This window comes from Salmonella enterica subsp. diarizonae (genome assembly GCF_008692785.1).
GTDB classification, from domain to species: domain Bacteria; phylum Pseudomonadota; class Gammaproteobacteria; order Enterobacterales; family Enterobacteriaceae; genus Salmonella; species Salmonella diarizonae.
Genome location: NZ_VXJV01000004.1, coordinates 112044 through 128844 on the forward strand (window position 1 = coordinate 112044; position 16801 = coordinate 128844).

General features: G+C 53.2%; 15 protein-coding genes and 1 pseudogene. 10 read left to right on the forward strand and 6 right to left on the reverse strand.

Annotation, left to right across the window (positions count from 1 at the left end):
- Positions 1-10 precede the first annotated feature (10 nt).
- Together aceE and pdhR are read right to left on the reverse strand one after the other, a co-directional pair.
- Positions 11-2674 (reverse strand): pyruvate dehydrogenase (acetyl-transferring), homodimeric type, encoded by a 2664-nt coding sequence (gene aceE / locus F4V72_RS09630; RefSeq protein WP_023245735.1) that lies wholly within the window; start codon positions 2672-2674, stop codon positions 11-13.
- A 159-nt stretch (positions 2675-2833) separates the two neighbouring features.
- Positions 2834-3598: a pyruvate dehydrogenase complex transcriptional repressor PdhR gene (gene pdhR / locus F4V72_RS09635; RefSeq protein ID WP_000331771.1), complete on the reverse strand. Its 765-nt coding sequence runs from the start codon at positions 3596-3598 to the stop codon at positions 2834-2836.
- Positions 3599-4160: 562 nt separating this feature from the next.
- On the opposite strand from pdhR, the gene aroP reads away from it, so the two are divergent.
- The 3 genes from aroP to F4V72_RS09650 all read left to right on the forward strand — a co-directional run bounded on the left by aroP (position 4161) and on the right by F4V72_RS09650 (position 8055).
- Positions 4161-5534 carry an aromatic amino acid transporter AroP gene (aroP, locus tag F4V72_RS09640; RefSeq protein ID WP_088734363.1) on the forward strand — a complete coding sequence of 458 codons (1374 nt, stop codon included), beginning with the start codon at positions 4161-4163 and terminating at the stop codon, positions 5532-5534.
- Between the two features lie 164 nt (positions 5535-5698).
- Complete coding sequence (locus tag F4V72_RS09645) at positions 5699-7105, forward strand: glycoside-pentoside-hexuronide (GPH):cation symporter (RefSeq protein ID WP_053508803.1); 1407 nt, start codon at positions 5699-5701, stop codon at positions 7103-7105.
- Complete coding sequence (locus F4V72_RS09650; RefSeq protein ID WP_023245732.1) at positions 7105-8055, forward strand: glycoside hydrolase family 43 protein; 951 nt, start codon at positions 7105-7107, stop codon at positions 8053-8055. The genes F4V72_RS09645 and F4V72_RS09650 overlap by 1 nt, the downstream gene beginning before the upstream one ends.
- A gap of 115 nt (positions 8056-8170) precedes the next feature.
- On the opposite strand, the gene ampE is transcribed toward F4V72_RS09650, so the two are convergent.
- Together ampE and ampD are read right to left on the reverse strand one after the other, a co-directional pair.
- Positions 8171-9025, reverse strand: coding sequence for a beta-lactamase regulator AmpE (gene ampE / locus F4V72_RS09655; RefSeq protein WP_023245731.1), 855 nt, complete (start codon positions 9023-9025; stop codon positions 8171-8173).
- Positions 9022-9585: a 1,6-anhydro-N-acetylmuramyl-L-alanine amidase AmpD gene (gene ampD / locus F4V72_RS09660; RefSeq protein WP_023245730.1), complete on the reverse strand. Its 564-nt coding sequence runs from the start codon at positions 9583-9585 to the stop codon at positions 9022-9024. Before ampD ends, ampE begins: the two co-directional genes overlap by 4 nt.
- 87 nt (positions 9586-9672) lie before the next feature.
- Here ampD and nadC point away from each other — a divergent pair, with 87 nt between their 5' ends.
- The 4 genes from nadC (at position 9673) to hofC (ending at position 13812) form a co-directional block, all read left to right on the forward strand.
- Positions 9673-10566, forward strand: coding sequence for a carboxylating nicotinate-nucleotide diphosphorylase (nadC, locus tag F4V72_RS09665; RefSeq protein ID WP_023245729.1), 894 nt, complete (start codon positions 9673-9675; stop codon positions 10564-10566).
- 221 nt (positions 10567-10787) lie between these two features.
- Entirely contained in the window at positions 10788-11225 is a 438-nt protein-coding gene (gene ppdD, locus F4V72_RS09670; RefSeq protein WP_088734365.1) for a prepilin peptidase-dependent pilin, read from the forward strand.
- A 9-nt stretch (positions 11226-11234) separates the two neighbouring features.
- Positions 11235-12620, forward strand: a complete 1386-nt coding sequence (gene gspE, locus F4V72_RS09675; RefSeq protein WP_080070459.1) for a type II secretion system protein GspE — start codon at positions 11235-11237, stop codon at positions 12618-12620.
- The gene (gene hofC / locus F4V72_RS09680; RefSeq protein WP_079817145.1) at positions 12610-13812 is read left to right on the forward strand and encodes a protein transport protein HofC; all 1203 of its coding nucleotides are present in this window, start codon (positions 12610-12612) and stop codon (positions 13810-13812) included. Before gspE ends, hofC begins: the two co-directional genes overlap by 11 nt.
- Before the next feature lie 31 nt (positions 13813-13843).
- On the opposite strand, the gene F4V72_RS09685 is transcribed toward hofC, so the two are convergent.
- A complete protein-coding gene (locus tag F4V72_RS09685) occupies positions 13844-14887 on the reverse strand; it encodes a GMP reductase (RefSeq protein WP_079796186.1) in 1044 nt (347 codons plus the stop codon).
- 225 nt (positions 14888-15112) lie between these two features.
- Between F4V72_RS09685 and coaE the strand changes: the two genes are divergently transcribed.
- Genes coaE through yacG form a run of 3 tightly spaced genes read left to right on the forward strand, consistent with a single transcriptional unit; the run spans position 15113 to position 16677 of the window.
- Positions 15113-15733: a dephospho-CoA kinase gene (gene coaE / locus F4V72_RS09690; RefSeq protein ID WP_053529477.1), complete on the forward strand. Its 621-nt coding sequence runs from the start codon at positions 15113-15115 to the stop codon at positions 15731-15733.
- Entirely contained in the window at positions 15733-16476 is a 744-nt protein-coding gene (zapD, locus tag F4V72_RS09695) for a cell division protein ZapD (RefSeq protein WP_023245723.1), read from the forward strand. The genes coaE and zapD overlap by 1 nt, the downstream gene beginning before the upstream one ends.
- Before the next feature lie 9 nt (positions 16477-16485).
- Entirely contained in the window at positions 16486-16677 is a 192-nt protein-coding gene (gene yacG, locus F4V72_RS09700) for a DNA gyrase inhibitor YacG (RefSeq protein ID WP_023245722.1), read from the forward strand.
- Here yacG and F4V72_RS24395 read toward each other — a convergent pair.
- Positions 16674-16787 (reverse strand): annotated as a pseudogene (locus F4V72_RS24395) (LysR family transcriptional regulator); the annotation flags it as partial. The gene yacG and the pseudogene F4V72_RS24395 overlap by 4 nt on opposite strands.
- Between the last annotated feature and the right edge of the window lie 14 nt (positions 16788-16801).

Sequence of the window (16801 nt, forward strand, 5' to 3'; positions counted from 1 at the left end):
CTTTTACCTCTTACGCCAGACGCGGGTTAACTTTATCTGCATCGATGTTGAATTTGGTAATCGCATCCGCTACCACTTTCTTGTCGATTTCGCCACGTTTAGCCAGTTCGCCCAGCGCTGCGACAACCACATAAGAAGCATCAACTTCGAAGTGGTGACGCAGGTTCTCACGGCTGTCGGAACGACCGAAGCCATCCGTCCCCAGTACGCGATAGTCGTCAGCCGGTACGTAAGTACGGACCTGCTCAGCGAACAGTTTCATATAGTCAGTAGAAGCAACCGCAGGTGCGTCGTTCATTACCTGAGCGATGTACGGTACGCGCGGGGTTTCCAGCGGGTGCAGCATGTTCCAGCGTTCACAATCCTGACCATCACGCGCCAGCTCGGTGAAAGAGGTCACGCTGTAGACGTCAGATCCTACACCGTAGTCTTTCGCCAGAATCTGTGCCGCTTCACGCACGTGACGCAGGATAGAACCGGAGCCTAAAAGCTGAACTTTACCTTTGCTACCTTCCAGAGTTTCGAGTTTGTAGATACCCTTACGGATACCTTCCTCGGCGCCTTCCGGCATCGCTGGCATGTGGTAGTTTTCGTTCAGCGTGGTGATGTAGTAGTAAACGTTCTCTTGTTTCTCACCGTACATACGCTCCAGACCATCATGCATGATGACCGCCACTTCATACGCGTAAGATGGATCGTAAGAGATACAGTTCGGGATAGTCAGCGACTGAATGTGGCTGTGACCATCTTCGTGCTGTAGACCTTCGCCGTTAAGCGTAGTACGACCCGAAGTCCCGCCGATCAGGAAGCCACGAGCCTGCTGATCGCCTGCTGCCCAGCACAGGTCGCCAATACGCTGGAACCCGAACATGGAGTAGTAGATGTAGAACGGAATCATCGGCAGATTATTGGTGCTGTAAGAGGTCGCCGCAGCCAGCCAGGATGCGCCTGCACCCAGCTCGTTGATACCTTCCTGCAGAATCTGGCCTTTCTCGTCTTCTTTGTAGTACGCGACCTGCTCACGGTCCTGCGGAGTATACTGCTGGCCGTTCGGGCTGTAGATACCAATCTGACGGAACAGACCTTCCATACCGAAAGTACGCGCTTCGTCGGCGATGATCGGTACCAGGCGGTCTTTGATCGACTTGTTCTTCAGCATCACGTTCAGGGCACGCACAAACGCGATAGTGGTGGAAATCTCTTTGTTCTGCTCTTCCAGCAGCGCGCCGAAATCTGAAAGTTGAGGCAGCTCTAACTTCTCGGTGAAGTTCGGCTGACGGCTTGGCAGGTAGCCGTGCAGCGCCTGACGGCGTTCATGCAGGTATTTGTGTTCTTCAGAACCTTCCGGGAAGGTAATGTACGGCAGTTTTTCGATATCAGCATCAGCAACCGGCACGTTGAAACGATCGCGGACGTAACGCACGCCGTCCATGTTCATTTTCTTCACCTGGTGGGCAATGTTTTTGCCTTCGGCAGAGTCGCCCATGCCGTAACCTTTGATGGTGTGGGCCAGAATTACCGTTGCTTTGCCCTTGGTGTCCTGCGCTTTTTTCAGTGCCGCGTAGACTTTCTTCGGATCGTGACCACCACGGTTCAGCGCCCAAATTTGCTCGTCAGTCCAGTCGGCCACCAACGCGGCGGTTTCCGGGTATTTACCGAAGAAGTGCTCACGCACGTAAGCGCCGTCTTTGGATTTGAAAGTCTGGTAGTCGCCATCAACGGTTTCGTTCATCAGCTGGATAAGCTTACCGCTGGTATCTTTACGCAGCAGCTCATCCCAACGACCACCCCACATCACCTTGATCACGTTCCAGCCAGCGCCTTCGAAGATGCCTTCCAGTTCGTTAACGATTTTGCCGTTACCGGTGACCGGGCCGTCAAGACGCTGCAGGTTACAGTTGATAACAAAAACCAGGTTGTCCAGTTTTTCACGGGTGGCGATGGTGATGGCGCCTTTGGATTCCGGTTCGTCCATCTCGCCATCGCCCAGGAAGGCGTAAACGGTCTGTTTAGAGGTATCTTTCAGGCCGCGGTGTTCCAGATATTTCAGAAACTTCGCCTGATAAATAGCGCCGATTGGGCCCAGCCCCATCGAAACGGTCGGGAACTGCCAGAATTCTGGCATCAGTTTCGGGTGCGGATAGGAAGAGAGGCCATTGCCATGCACTTCCTGACGGAAGTTGTCCATCTGCTCCTGGGTAAGACGACCTTCCAGGAACGCGCGAGCGTATACGCCCGGAGAGATGTGGCCCTGGAAGTACACCAGATCGCCGCCATCCTGTTCGTTGCGCGCACGGAAGAAATGGTTGAAGCAGACATCATAAATCGTGGCGGAAGACTGGAAGGACGCCATGTGGCCACCCAATTCAAGGTCTTTTTTAGACGCGCGCAGCACGGTCATGATGGCGTTCCAGCGGATAGCAGAACGAATGCGACGTTCCAGCTCCAGATTGCCCGGGTATTCCGGTTCGTCTTCAACGGCAATAGTGTTGATGTAATTACTGGCCCCTGCACCTGCCGCTACTTTCACGCCGCCTTTGCGAGCTTCAGAAAGCAGTTGGTCAATCAGATACTGAGCGCGCTCAACACCTTCTTCACGGATGACCGATTCGATCGCCTGTAGCCAGTCGCGAGTTTCGATCGGATCCACGTCATTTGGGAAACGTTCTGACATGGGGGTATTCCTTATCTATCTAATACGTTGAGTTATCTGGAACCTGTCCCATTAAACTTTCGTAAGAAAGCTTAATAAGACAGGTTCTGCGTTTAGTTGCCGCGCACATTTTTGCGCGTTATTCACAACATCTTCTGGTTAACGTTCTGCCAGAAAAAACTAATTCTTGCGTTGTTCCAGACGGCGTAAAGCGCGTTCACGACGGCTCTCTTCGCGGCTTCTGTCCAACATAATCTCTTCGATAAACGCCAGATGGCGATGTGAAGCTTCACGCGCTTCTTCTGGTTTTCCGGCCATAATGGCTTCAAATATACGGGTACGATGCGTACTCACCAGAGGCAGCATTTCACGACGCGCATACAGCAACTCGAAGTTCTGCCGCACGTTTTGCGCCAGCATCGGTTCCATACACCTTAGCAGATGAAGCAATACCACGTTGTGCGCCGCTTCGGTGACGGCGATTTGATACTGAAGCACGGCTTCGGACTCGGCATCCAGATCGCCGGACTCTTGCGCCAGCTCAATGGCGTGGTGCAGCTCGCGAATACGGTCTTTATCTTCGTCGGTACTACGCAGCGCCGCGTAATAAGCCGCAATGCCTTCCAGCGCATGGCGCGTTTCGAGCAGGTCAAACTGGGATTCAGGGTGATCGGAGAGCAGTTCCACCAGCGGGTCGCTAAAGCTCTGCCACAGGCTGCTCTGCACAAAGGTTCCGCCGCCCTGACGACGAAGCAACAATCCCTTCGCTTCGAGACGTTGAATCGCCTCACGCAAGGAGGGACGGGAAACGTCGAACTGTTTTGCCAGTTCACGTTCCGGCGGGAGTTTTTCTCCGGGGCGCAATGTCCCCTCAAGGATTAAAAACTCCAGTTGCTGCTCGATCACATCGGAGAGTTTTGGTTGGCGAATTTTGCTGTAGGCCATGATTCCCTGTCTTAAGCCATTTGCCCGGAGTCAATTGGTCTTACCAATTTCATGTCTGTGACGCTAAAGTAACAAAGTATTCACCTTCTGTCCATACAGGTTTTGATTGAAATCAGTAAAGGAGGCACATTTTAACAAGATTACAGAAATCGCGTTTCAAAATTGTAACTGCGCACAAATGTTAAATTTACCCACCAGGAGGTAGATTTAACGTATTTGAAACGATAAAAAATCGCATTTGAACCGATTCAACAACAAGTTGAATGTATTTTTATGCATAAATAATGAATAAAAACAAATCAACCTCTATAAGGGAAAATAAAAGGAGGTATTTACAAGTGCTTTCTTTTTACGCAACTCGTCATCACCCCTGCACAAAGCAGGTGCATTCGCGCCCACATACCATTATTCTGATAAAGACAAAAGAGTAGCAGTGACATTTAATAAAAAGGCGATGTAAATAAATCAATACAAAAAGCGGAATTGCAAACTTACACACGCACTACTGCATCGTTCAAAATAAGCGCGTTATGAATAAACAGCGCACCATACACGAGGTTTTATGATGGACAGTCAGCAGCACGGCGAGCAGCTCAAGCGCGGCCTGAAAAACCGCCATATTCAGCTTATCGCCTTGGGCGGCGCGATAGGAACGGGCTTGTTCCTGGGAAGCGCCTCCGTTATTCAGTCGGCGGGGCCAGGAATTATACTGGGCTATGCGATTGCAGGTTTTATTGCCTTTCTGATTATGCGCCAGCTGGGAGAGATGGTGGTTGAAGAACCGGTCGCCGGTTCCTTTAGCCACTTCGCCTATAAATACTGGGGCGGCTTTGCCGGATTCGCTTCCGGCTGGAACTACTGGGTTCTGTACGTATTGGTCGCGATGGCGGAACTGACCGCTGTCGGTAAATATATTCAGTTCTGGTGGCCAGAAATCCCCACCTGGGCCTCAGCGGCGCTTTTCTTCGTTGTCATCAACGCCATTAACCTGACCAACGTCAAAGTGTTCGGCGAGATGGAGTTTTGGTTCGCCATTATCAAAGTGATCGCCGTCATCGCCATGATTTTGTTCGGGGCGTGGTTACTCTTCAGCGATACCGCTGGTCCGCAGGCCACCGTGCGCAACCTGTGGGAGCAGGGCGGCTTTCTGCCGCATGGCTGGACCGGGCTGGTGATGATGATGGCCATTATTATGTTTTCGTTCGGCGGACTAGAGCTGGTAGGGATCACCGCCGCTGAAGCCGATAACCCGGAACAGAGCATTCCCAAAGCCACCAATCAGGTTATCTATCGCATCCTGATTTTTTATATCGGCTCGCTGGCGGTACTGCTTTCGCTGCTGCCATGGACTCGCGTCACCGCCGATACCAGCCCGTTTGTCCTTATCTTCCATGAGCTGGGCGATACGTTTGTCGCCAATGCGCTGAATATTGTGGTTCTCACCGCCGCGCTATCGGTTTATAACAGTTGCGTCTACTGCAACAGCCGTATGCTGTTCGGACTGGCCCAGCAGGGGAATGCGCCGAAAGCGCTATTGTCTGTTGATAAACGCGGCGTGCCGGTCAATACCATTCTGGTGTCGGCGGTCGTCACCGCGCTGTGCGTCCTGATCAACTACCTGGCGCCGGAATCCGCGTTCGGACTGTTAATGGCGCTGGTGGTCTCCGCGCTGGTCATTAACTGGGCGATGATTAGCCTTGCCCATATGAAGTTCCGTCGCGCGAAACAGCAACAGGGCGTGAAAACCCGCTTCCCGGCCCTGTTTTATCCGCTCGGCAACGTTCTCTGCCTGCTGTTTATGGCAGCAGTATTGATCATTATGCTGATGACGCCTGGTATGGCGATCTCCGTGTGGCTGATTCCTGTATGGCTGCTCGTCCTGGGCGTCGGCTACCTGTGTAAGGAAAAAACGGCAAAAACGGTGAAAGCCCACTGATTCGTAGCGTTACTTTTCCGCCCTCCCCGCCCGGGGAGGGTGTTATCTGCTTCACAGTTTCCCGCGTATAACCATTTTATCCATATCAGTGGCGTGATCCTGCTACGCAAATAAAAGCTCGCAGGCGAATAATTACCGCCATCATCTGATGGGGAGAAGTCTCAATGGATAAGGGTAGACTTTCAGTAAGAGAGAAAATCGGGTATGGCATGGGCGACGCCGGATGTAACATTATTTTTGGCGCTATCATGCTGTTTGTTAATTATTTTTATACGGATATTTTTGGACTTGCCCCGGCGTTAGTCGGTGTTCTACTCCTTTCAGTACGCGTTATCGATGCCGTTACCGATCCGATAATGGGCGCACTTGCCGATCGTACCCAAAGTAAATATGGTCGTTTTCGCCCCTGGCTACTGTGGATTGCATTTCCCTACGCGCTGTTCAGCATTCTGATGTTCACGACACCGGACTGGGGCTATAACAGCAAAGTTGTCTATGCCTTCGTCACCTATTTTCTGCTTTCCGTAACCTACACCGCCATCAATATTCCCTATTGCTCGCTGGGCGGCGTGATCACCAACGATCCAAAAGAGCGCGTGGCCTGTCAGGCTTATCGTTTTGTGTTAGTCGGCATCGCGACGCTACTGCTATCGTTAACGCTACTGCCGATGGTGGACTGGTTTGGCGGCGGCGACAAAGCCAAAGGCTATCAGTTGGCAATGACCGTGCTGGCGATTATCGGTATGGGTATGTTTCTGTTCTGCTTCGCCAGCGTCCGCGAACGCGTTCGCCCTGCCGTTCCGACACACGATGATATGAAGAATGATTTCAAGGACGTGTGGAAGAACGATCAGTGGGTACGTATTCTGCTATTGACCTTATGCAACGTCTGTCCGGGGTTTATCCGCATGGCGGCAACCATGTATTACGTCACCTGGGTGATGGGGCAAAGCACCCATTTCGCCACGCTTTTTATTAGTCTCGGCGTGGCCGGTATGATGATCGGCAGTATGCTGGCAAAAGTCTTAACCGATCGCTGGTGTAAATTGAAGGTATTTTTCTGGACCAATATCGCGCTGGCGATTTTCTCCTGCGCGTTCTATTTCTTTGATCCGAAAGCCACCGTGATGATTGTGGCGCTCTATTTCCTGCTCAATATTCTGCATCAGATCCCTTCCCCATTGCACTGGTCGCTGATGGCGGACGTCGATGATTATGGCGAATGGAAAACCGGCAAACGGATTACCGGTATTAGCTTCTCCGGTAATCTGTTCTTCCTGAAACTGGGCCTGGCGATTGCCGGAGCGATGGTCGGCTTTTTGCTTTCCTGGTACGGTTATGACGCCAGCGCTAAAGCGCAAAGCGCCTCGGCAATGAACGGTATTATGCTGTTGTTTTCCATTATCCCCGGGGTTGGCTATCTGATTACCGCAGGCGTTGTACGTCTGCTGAAAGTTGACCGTGAACTGATGAAACAAATCCAGGACGATTTGGAAAAACGTCGCACTAATTACCGCGAATTGAGTGAGTTGCAGGAAGTTAAAGCCGCTGAAAGCGTAAGGAAAGCCTGATGACAAACTGGCCAAACCCGTTCATTGAACAACGTGCCGATCCGTTTATTTTACGCGACGGCAGCGATTACTACTTTCTTGCCTCCGTACCGGAATATGACAGGCTGGAAATCCGCCGGGCCGATTCGCTGGAAGGGTTGCGCGCCGCCGACCCCGCCGTGGTATGGCGCAAGCCGAAAACCGGCCCGATGAGCGAACTGATCTGGGCGCCGGAAATGCACCGCATCAACGGTAAGTGGTACCTCTATTTTGCCGCGGCGCATACCCGGGCGCTGGATAAATTAAATATGTTCCAGCACCGCATGTTTGCCCTTGAGTGCGCCGATGCCGACCCGCTCACCGGCGTCTGGACTGAAAAAGGTCAAATTAAGACGCCGTTTGATACCTTCGCCCTCGATGCAACCACTTTTTATCATCAGGGAAAACAGTGGTATCTGTGGGCGCAAAAAGCGCCGGATATCGCCGGTAACTCAAATATTTATCTGGCTGAACTGGAAAATCCGTGGACCCTTAAAGGCGAACCGGTAAGACTCAGTAAGCCAGAATACGACTGGGAGTGTCGGGGTTTTTGGGTTAACGAAGGCCCGGCTGTACTGGCGCACGGCGATAAACTGTTTATCAGCTACTCCGCCAGCGCCACCGATGAAAACTACTGTATGGGCTTATTGTGGATTGATCTGCGCGCCGATCCGCGCGATCCGGCCAACTGGCATAAGTCACCACGTCCGGTTTTTACCACCAGCATTGAAAATCGTCAGTTTGGTCCCGGTCACAACAGCTTCACTACCACGCCAGACGGTGAAGAGGTATTGGTTTATCACGCCCGAAACTATACTGAAATAGAAGGCGATCCGCTGTACGATCCCAACCGCCATACCCGCCTGAAGCTGATTCGCTGGGATGAGCATGGAATGCCTGATTTCGGCATCCCTCCGGCCGATACGCCCTGACCCCTTTACCCGCCATCCGGCACAACTCGCGTCTGCCGGGGGCGCTGCGCTTACCCGGCCAACAATGCGCACCGTAAGCCGGATAAGGCGCGTGCGCCACTCCGGCAAAACCGCGTTACACCAGCGCGCCGTAAAGGGTCAACACGGCAATAATCACTACCACGACAAATGAGGCCTTCTTCGCCATCGACACCGCCGCTTTGGGCGTTTCCACTTTGTCTGTATGCGGTTCGCGCGCCAGTGAGAACTGTGCCAGACGTGTGAGTACCTGATATTGCGAAGTATGCAGATCCGCCAGCGAGGCAAACCAGGCCGGTAACGCTTTCTCGCCATGCCCCAGTAATGCATACACTACGCCCGCCAGACGTACCGGAATCCAGTCCAGCACATGAAGAATAGCGTCAATGCCGGATTGCAAACGTTGGTGCGGCGTCTGATAGCGCGCCTGCCAGGTCTGCCAGGCCCGTAAAAACGCATAGCCCACCAGCGTTACCGGCCCCCACGGACCACCAACGATAAACCAAAATAGCGGCGCGAGGTAAAAACGGAAATTTATCCATAACAACGCGTTTTGCAGCTCACGCAGAAACTCACGTTCATTACAATCCGGCGGCACACCGTGAATTAGCGTAAGCTCGCTGGCCATCGCCTCGCAAGGATGCGGATCGTTACGGGACGCCGCTTTCAGCCAGGCGTGATAATGTACTCGCACTTTACCCGCGCCGATACACAGCACGCCCAGGAGAATCCACACCACCAGCGTCGGCACGTTAAATAGCAGCCCTTTCAACGCCTGAAGCAGTATAAAAGTCACCGCCATCGCGATCGCCGTCATTCCCATCGTGCGCAGCATCGAAAAATGCGTAATCCGACGGAATAGCGCCTCCAGCCGGTGATCGAGCTGCCAGTGCTCGCCCAGCTTAAACAGGCGCTCGACAATCAGCACCAGTAATGTCGTAAACAACGTCATGTCATCTCCTTGTGCGACGAAGGGGCTACCAAAGCACGAAACCGCGGCCAGTCAAAGGCAGGGCCAGGGTCCGTTTTGCGGTCAGGCGCAATGTTGCAGTGTCCGGTCATATTGTCGGCGATCGCCGGATAGCAAGCGATGAGCGTGCGCGTCACGGCGGCTAACTGCTGATACTGCGCATCGGTATAGGCCAGCGTATCCGTCCCCTCCAGCTCAATACCAATGGAAAAATCATTACAGCGTTCCCGCCCTTGATAGTTTGACACGCCCGCATGCCACGCACGCTTATCAAAAGGCACATACTGGACGATTTCACCGTCACGGCGAATCAGACAATGGGCCGAAACGCGAAGATGAGCGATTTCCGCAAAAAAAGGATGGGCATCTGGATCTATTGTTCCAGTAAATAACGCATCAATCCACGGACCGCCAAACTCGCCGGGAGGCAGGCTGATATTATGCACCACCAGCAAAGACGGTTTTTCGTCATCCGGACGGCAATCATAATGCGAGGAAGGGACGCGTCGCGCCTCTACCAACCAACCCTTGTCTAGCAACATGCGGAGCCTCCTTTTGAGTGGTGCTTATAGCTGCTTCAGAGTAGCATGTTTCTACCTTATGATTCGTTAGCAATTTGGAGTTTTATCATGCCGCCTCGCCGTTATAACCCAGACGACCGACGTGACGCGCTACTGGAACGCATTAATCTGGATATCCCTGCCGCCGTTGCTCAGGCGCTGCGTGAAGATTTAGGTGGAAAAGTCGATGCCGACAACGATATCACCGCGCAACTTTTGCCGGCAGATACGCGGGCCCATGCCGCGGTGATCACCCGTGAAGACGGTGTTTTCTGCGGCAAGCGCTGGGTTGAAGAGGTTTTCATCCAACTGGCGGGCGATGATGTGTGCCTCACCTGGCATGTCGAGGACGGCGACGCTATTCACGCCAACCAAACATTGTTTGAGCTGGACGGCCCTGCTCGCGTATTGCTGACCGGCGAGCGCACGGCGCTCAACTTTGTCCAGACCCTTTCCGGCGTCGCCAGCGAAGTACGCCGTTACGTTGAACTGTTGGCTGGCACCCAAACCCAGTTGCTCGACACGCGTAAAACGCTGCCGGGTCTGCGCACTGCGCTAAAATACGCGGTCTTATGCGGCGGCGGCGCCAATCATCGTCTTGGCCTTACTGACGCCTTCCTGATTAAAGAAAACCATATCATCGCCTCCGGTTCTGTTCGTCAGGCGGTGGAAAAAGCGTTCTGGCTACATCCGGACGTGCCGGTAGAAGTCGAGGTCGAAAATCTGGATGAACTGGACGATGCGCTGAAAGCGGGCGCGGATATCATCATGCTGGATAATTTCGACACCGACCAGATGCGCGAGGCGGTGAAACGCGTCAACGGCCAGGCGCGGCTGGAAGTGTCCGGCAACGTCACCGTGGAAACCTTACGCGAATTTGCTGAAACCGGGGTGGATTTCATCTCCGTTGGCGCACTGACCAAGCACGTGCGCGCGCTCGATCTCTCCATGCGTTTTTGCTGATCCTCTCCACCCGATGGCGCTGCGCCGTCGGGTTTATAAATCACCTGTCCGTAGATCCGCATCGTTATTCGGTAAAATATTCGTAGCGCCTCGCAATAACGTTGCCGTGTCATGTAACGCAACAAAAATCTTCAGAATCCGCATTCCCGTTTTACCTTTTGCCGCTCGCCCGTTATTCCCTCGTTTGCCAAAGTAGCGCCAGCTAACTCAAGGAGCGAACAATGGAAAAACAACGCGGTTTCACGCTTATTGAACTGATGGTCGTTATAGGCATCATCGCCATTTTAAGCGCCATCGGCATTCCGGCTTACCAGAACTATCTGCGTAAAGCGGCGCTGACGGATATGTTGCAAACGTTTGTCCCCTACCGTACCGCCGTCGAACTCTGCGCTCTGGAACATGGAGGGACGAGCACATGCGATTCGGGCGTCAACGGTATCCCCTCGCCCGTCGTCACCCGTTATGTTTCGGGCATGAGCGTGGAAAAAGGCGTCATCACGCTTACCGGCCAGGAGAGCCTGAGCGGGCTTAGCGTCATCATGACGCCCGCCTGGGACAATGCTAACGGCATTACCGGCTGGACGCGTAACTGCAATATTCAAAGCGACAACGCGTTACAACAGGCTTGTGAAGATGTCTTCCGTTTTGACGCCAACTAAGGAGACAAGATGAAAGACGCACAGCTCAACACATTGTGTCAACGTCATCAGGCTGTACTGATAAATAGCGCCAGCAACAGCATCACTGTTGCGGTGGTCGACGCGCCCTCTCATGCGTTACTGGACGCTCTGCATTTCGCCACGCAAAAACAGATTGATATTGTGTGCTGGACTCGTCAGCAAATGGAAAGTCATCTGCATAAGCCGGATCAGGCACCCTCGGCAAACGCCGCGAAAGGCGGAGAAACCGCGGCCCAGCTTCTCAATCAGACATTACGCTCGGCGATGACGAAACGCGCCTCTGATATCCATCTCGAACCAGGCGCCAGCCGCTACCGGATAAGGCTCCGCATCGATGGCGTTCTTCATATCCTGCAGGACATCCCCAAAGAGACGGGGCTTGCGCTGACAGCCAGATTGAAAGTTCTGGGAAATTTGGATATCGCCGAACATCGGCTGCCGCAGGACGGGCAATTTACCGTTGACCTGACGGGCGACAGCATCTCTTTTCGTATCGCCACGCTTCCCTGTAAAGAAGGCGAAAAAGTCGTCTTACGGTTATTGCATCAGGTTGAACAAACGCTGAAACTGGACACGCTGGGCATGTACGGGGCGCAACTTACCGCTTTTAGACAAGCCCTACAGCAACCTCAGGGACTGGTACTGGTGACTGGCCCCACCGGCAGCGGAAAAACGGTCACGCTATACAGCGCGCTACAAACCCGGAATACGCCGGGTATCAACCTCTGTAGCGTTGAAGACCCGATAGAAATTCCACTGGACGGGATTAACCAGACCCAGATCCATCCCCGCGCCGGGCTCACCTTTCAAAATGTGCTACGCGCGCTATTACGCCAGGACCCCGACATCATCATGGTGGGTGAAATTCGGGACGGCGACACCGCGGAAATCGCCATTAAGGCGGCGCAAACGGGCCATCTGGTGCTTTCAACACTCCATACGAACTCCACCAGCGAAACCCTAATACGTTTGCAGCAAATGGGCGTAGCACGCTGGATGATCTCATCAGCGCTTACGCTGGTGGTAGCGCAACGTCTGGTAAGGAAACTTTGCCCACACTGCAAACAGTGCCTGAGCGATCCCGTGGTGCTATCGCCCAATCTTTGGCCCAGCGCGCTACCGCGCTGGCAGGCTAGCGGCTGTCAGCATTGCTACCACGGCTTTTATGGCCGAACTGCGTTATTCGAAGTATTAACCGTTACCCCGGCATTACGTCAGTTAATTGCGAGCGGCGCATCGGCGCAAGCACTGGAAGCCCACCTCCAACAGACCGGTATAGGAACGCTTTTTGAAAATGGCTGTCGCGCCGTTGAGCAAGGCATGACGTCCTTTGAAGAGATACTGCGCATTCTGGGAATGCCCCATGACCGTTAAACAGCTCTGGCGCTGGCAAGGCGTTAACGATAAAGGTCAACTGGAACAAGACGTTGTATGGGCAGACAATCGTCTGGCGCTGATCATCATCCTACAACATCAGCGCATTATGCCGCTTCGCATCAAGCGCATGGGCGTTAACGCCGCACTGTGGAAAGAAGAGAAAAGCGCTGAAATTATTCACCAGTTGGCAACGCTCCTTCATGCCGGGCTTACGCTTTCTGAAGGGCTGGAACTTCTTGCAAAACAGCATCCCCACCGACAATGGCAAGCGCTGTTGCGCACGCTGGCTCAGGAGCTTGAACAGGGCGTCCCTTTTTCCAGCGCATTAGTCTCCTGGCCGCAGGTATTTCCGCCGCTCTACCAGACGATGATTCGCACCGGAGAACTGACCGGTAAACTGGCCGAATGCTGCTTTGAACTGGCCCGTCAGCAGAAAGCGCAACGGCAGATTACGGTTAGCGTGAAAAAGGCACTGCGCTATCCCGCCATTATTCTGACAATGGCCGCCCTGATCGTTTTCGCCATGCTGCACTTTGTCCTGCCGGAATTTGCCGCCATTTACCGTAGCTTCGATACGCCGCTCCCTCTTCTGACACGCGGTATTATCGCGATAGCGCAATGGGGGGCGACATGGGGTTGGCTCATCTTGCTCCTGACGATGCTCGTGGCTATCGCTCACCGCAGGGTAAAACAAAAACCATCCTGGCAGGCGCAGCGCCAGCGTCTTCTGCTACGACTCCCCATCATGGGTCGCCTGATAAGAGGCCAGAAGCTAGCGCAAATATTCACCGTGCTGGCATTAACCCAAAGCGCAGGCATTCCTTTTCTTCAGGGGTTGGAAAGCACTATCGACAGTCTCGGCTGTCCCTACTGGTCACAGCGTTTAACGCAGGCACATCAGGAGATCGCCGCGGGCAACCCGGTCTGGTTGGCGCTAAAAAATACCCAGGAATTTAGTCCGCTATGCCTGCAACTAGTCAGAACTGGCGAAGCGTCCGGTTCACTCGATATCATGCTGCATAACCTTGCCCGTCACCACAGTGAAACTACGTTGGCGCTGGCCGATAATCTGGCGTCGCTGTTGGAACCGGCATTATTGATCATCACTGGTTTAATTATCGGTACGCTGGTGGTGGCGATGTATTTACCGATTTTTCATCTGGGAGACGCGATGAGCGGGATGGGATAAGGCTGGCGCGCATTTTACGCCAGCCAAAATATTAGAGATTATTAAAAATGCGGTTTTCTTGTTCCTGCACCCGAATAAAGGTGGTGCGTTTAGTCAACTCTTTCAGGCGAGACGCGCCGACATAAGTGCAGGCTGAGCGCAGACCGCCCAGGATATCGCGGGCGGTATTGCCCACCGGCCCGCGTAGCGGCAATTTAACCGTTTTACCTTCTGCAGCACGGTATTTCGCGACGCCGCCGACATGACGGTTCATCGCGGATTCCGAACTCATGCCGTAGAACAGCATAAATTTCTCGCCGTTTTCTTCCACCACGTTGCCGCCGCTCTCTTCGTGGCCCGCCAGCATGCCGCCCAACATAACGAAATCCGCGCCCCCGCCAAAGGCCTTTGCTACGTCGCCTGGCATGGTGCAGCCGCCATCGCTGACGATCATACCGCCCAGGCCATGCGCCGCGTCAGCGCATTCGATAACCGCTGATAATTGCGGATAGCCGACGCCGGTTTTTACACGCGTCGTGCATACGGAACCGGGACCAATGCCCACTTTCACGATATCGGCGCCGGAGAGGATAAGCTCTTCGCACATCTCGCCCGTTACCACATTACCTGCGCAGATTGTTTTTGTCGGCCATGCTTCACGCGCTTTCGCGACGAACTGCGCAAAATGTTCTGAATAGCCATTGGCCACATCAATGCAGACAAAGTTCAGCACAGGGCTCAGCGCCAGAATCTGCGCGGTTTTTTCGAAATCAGCATCAGAGGTCCCGGTGGAAACCATCACATGCTTCAAAACATCAGCCGAAGCAGTGTTGATAAAAGCCGCCCATTCTTCAACGGTATAATGTTTATGTACAGCGGTCAGAATATCGAACCCGGCCAACGCTTGCGCCATTTCAAACGTCCCGACGGTATCCATATTTGCCGCGATAATCGGTACGCCAGACCAGGTCTGACCTGAGTGTTTAAAGGTGAATTGACGTTCCAGTTCGACATCGGAACGGCTTTTGAGGGTAGAACGCTTAGGACGGATAAGAACGTCTTTGAAACCTAACTTCAGATCTTCTTCGATACGCATGTACGGATTCCTGGGGTTAATGGCGAAAAATCGAAACTCACAACTCCAGTGACGCTATCATACGCACTAATCATGGCCGTACAAGACTGCGAAATTCTCTTTTTTTACGTTACAATCCCATAAATTTACCTGGCGAATAGTAGGTTAATGCTCAGACCGTATCGTCTTTGCATGCTTAAAATTTAACCTTTTGATTATCAAATTAAAATTCCGGAAGCTGGAGATATGAGGTATACCGTAGCCTTAACCGGCGGTATTGGCAGCGGTAAAAGTACCGTCGCTGATGCCTTCGCTGACCTCGGAATAACCGTCATCGACGCGGATATTATCGCGCGCCAGATGGTTGAGCCAGGGCAGCCTGCCCTGAACGCAATAGCGGAACATTTTGGTTCTGAACTTATCGCCTCCGACGGCACGTTACGTCGCCGGGCGCTGCGTGAGCGTATTTTTTCGCATCCGGAAGAAAAAGCCTGGCTTAACGCTCTGCTTCACCCCTTAATTCAGCAGGAAACCCAACGACAGTTTCAACAGGCAACGTCGCCCTATGTGTTATGGGTTGTGCCTCTGCTGGTTGAAAATAGGCTGTATCAAAAGGCCAACCGCGTTCTGGTGGTTGACGTTACGCCCGAAACGCAGCTCATGCGCACAATGCAGCGTGATGATGTTACACGCGAGCATGTTGAACACATTCTCGCTGCGCAGGCGACGCGTGAAGCGCGCCTTGCCGTAGCGGACGATGTTATTGATAATAACGGCGCACCGGATGCTATCGCATCAGATGTGGCCCGCCTGCACGCCAGTTATCTTAAGCTCGCGTCGCAGTTTGTCTCACAGGAAAAACCGTAATGCACACCCAGGTCCTATTTGAACACCCTCTCAATGAGAAGATGCGTACGTGGCTGCGCATAGAGTTTTTGATCCAACAGCTCTCCATCAACCTGCCAATTGCAGACCATGCTGGCGCACTGCATTTTTTCCGTAATATCAGCGACCTACTGGATGTTTTCGAACGGGGCGAAGTCCGTACCGAACTGCTGAAAGAACTGGAGCGCCAGCAGCGTAAATTACAGGCCTGGGTTGAGGTTCCCGGCGTCGATCAAGACCGTATTGAAGCCCTGCGCCAGCAGTTAAAATCCGCGGGCAGCGTGCTGATCTCTGCCCCGAGGATTGGCCAGCAGCTACGCGAAGATCGCTTGATTGCCCTTGTGCGTCAACGCCTAAGTATTCCGGGCGGCTGTTGCAGTTTCGATTTACCCACTCTGCATATCTGGTTACACCTACAACAGCCGCAGCGCGACGCCCAGATTGACACCTGGCTTGCCAGCCTGAAGCCCCTCACGCAGGCGCTGACTCTGGTGCTTGATCTGATCCGCAATTCAGCGCCTTTCCGTAAGCAAACCAGCCTGAACGGTTTTTATCAGGATAACGGGGACGACGCCGATTTGCTGCGTCTTATACTGACGCTCGATTCTCAACTTTATCCGCAAATTTCCGGTCATAAGAGCCGTTTTGCCATTCGCTTTATGCCGCTGGATAGTGAGAATGGTCTGGTGCCGGAGCGTCTTGATTTTGAATTGGCCTGTTGCTAAGGAGTAAAAATGTCTGACGTGACCGTCGTAAGCTGTCCGACCTGCGGTAAACCGGTCGTCTGGGGGGAAATTAGCCCCTTCCGCCCATTTTGTTCTAAACGCTGTCAGTTAATTGATTTGGGCGAATGGGCCGCCGAAGAGAAGCGAATCGCCAGCAGCGGCGACCAGTCTGATAGCGACGACTGGAGCGAAGAGCGCTAACGGCGATGGTTCTCTGGATACGGCAATATCGCCTTATGACAAAAATAATCAATAAATACGCGTAGTTTTGGCGCCATATGCGTGCGGCCGGGATAATACAAATAAAACCGGTGAGATTAGGCTG

Coding starts and splice junctions, on each gene's coding strand:
- aroP (WP_088734363.1), top strand. CDS start 4,161: ATGATGGACAGTCAGCAGCACGGCGAGCAGCTCAAGCGCGGCCTGAAA.
- F4V72_RS09645 (WP_053508803.1), top strand. CDS start 5,699: ATGGATAAGGGTAGACTTTCAGTAAGAGAGAAAATCGGGTATGGCATG.
- ppdD (WP_088734365.1), top strand. CDS start 10,788: ATGGAAAAACAACGCGGTTTCACGCTTATTGAACTGATGGTCGTTATA.
- yacG (WP_023245722.1), top strand. CDS start 16,486: ATGTCTGACGTGACCGTCGTAAGCTGTCCGACCTGCGGTAAACCGGTC.
- nadC (WP_023245729.1), top strand. CDS start 9,673: ATGCCGCCTCGCCGTTATAACCCAGACGACCGACGTGACGCGCTACTG.
- pdhR (WP_000331771.1), bottom strand. CDS start 3,598: ATGGCCTACAGCAAAATTCGCCAACCAAAACTCTCCGATGTGATCGAG.
- gspE (WP_080070459.1), top strand. CDS start 11,235: ATGAAAGACGCACAGCTCAACACATTGTGTCAACGTCATCAGGCTGTA.
- zapD (WP_023245723.1), top strand. CDS start 15,733: ATGCACACCCAGGTCCTATTTGAACACCCTCTCAATGAGAAGATGCGT.
- hofC (WP_079817145.1), top strand. CDS start 12,610: ATGACCGTTAAACAGCTCTGGCGCTGGCAAGGCGTTAACGATAAAGGT.
- ampE (WP_023245731.1), bottom strand. CDS start 9,025: ATGACGTTGTTTACGACATTACTGGTGCTGATTGTCGAGCGCCTGTTT.
- F4V72_RS09650 (WP_023245732.1), top strand. CDS start 7,105: ATGACAAACTGGCCAAACCCGTTCATTGAACAACGTGCCGATCCGTTT.
- aceE (WP_023245735.1), bottom strand. CDS start 2,674: ATGTCAGAACGTTTCCCAAATGACGTGGATCCGATCGAAACTCGCGAC.
- F4V72_RS09685 (WP_079796186.1), bottom strand. CDS start 14,887: ATGCGTATCGAAGAAGATCTGAAGTTAGGTTTCAAAGACGTTCTTATC.
- ampD (WP_023245730.1), bottom strand. CDS start 9,585: ATGTTGCTAGACAAGGGTTGGTTGGTAGAGGCGCGACGCGTCCCTTCC.
- coaE (WP_053529477.1), top strand. CDS start 15,113: ATGAGGTATACCGTAGCCTTAACCGGCGGTATTGGCAGCGGTAAAAGT.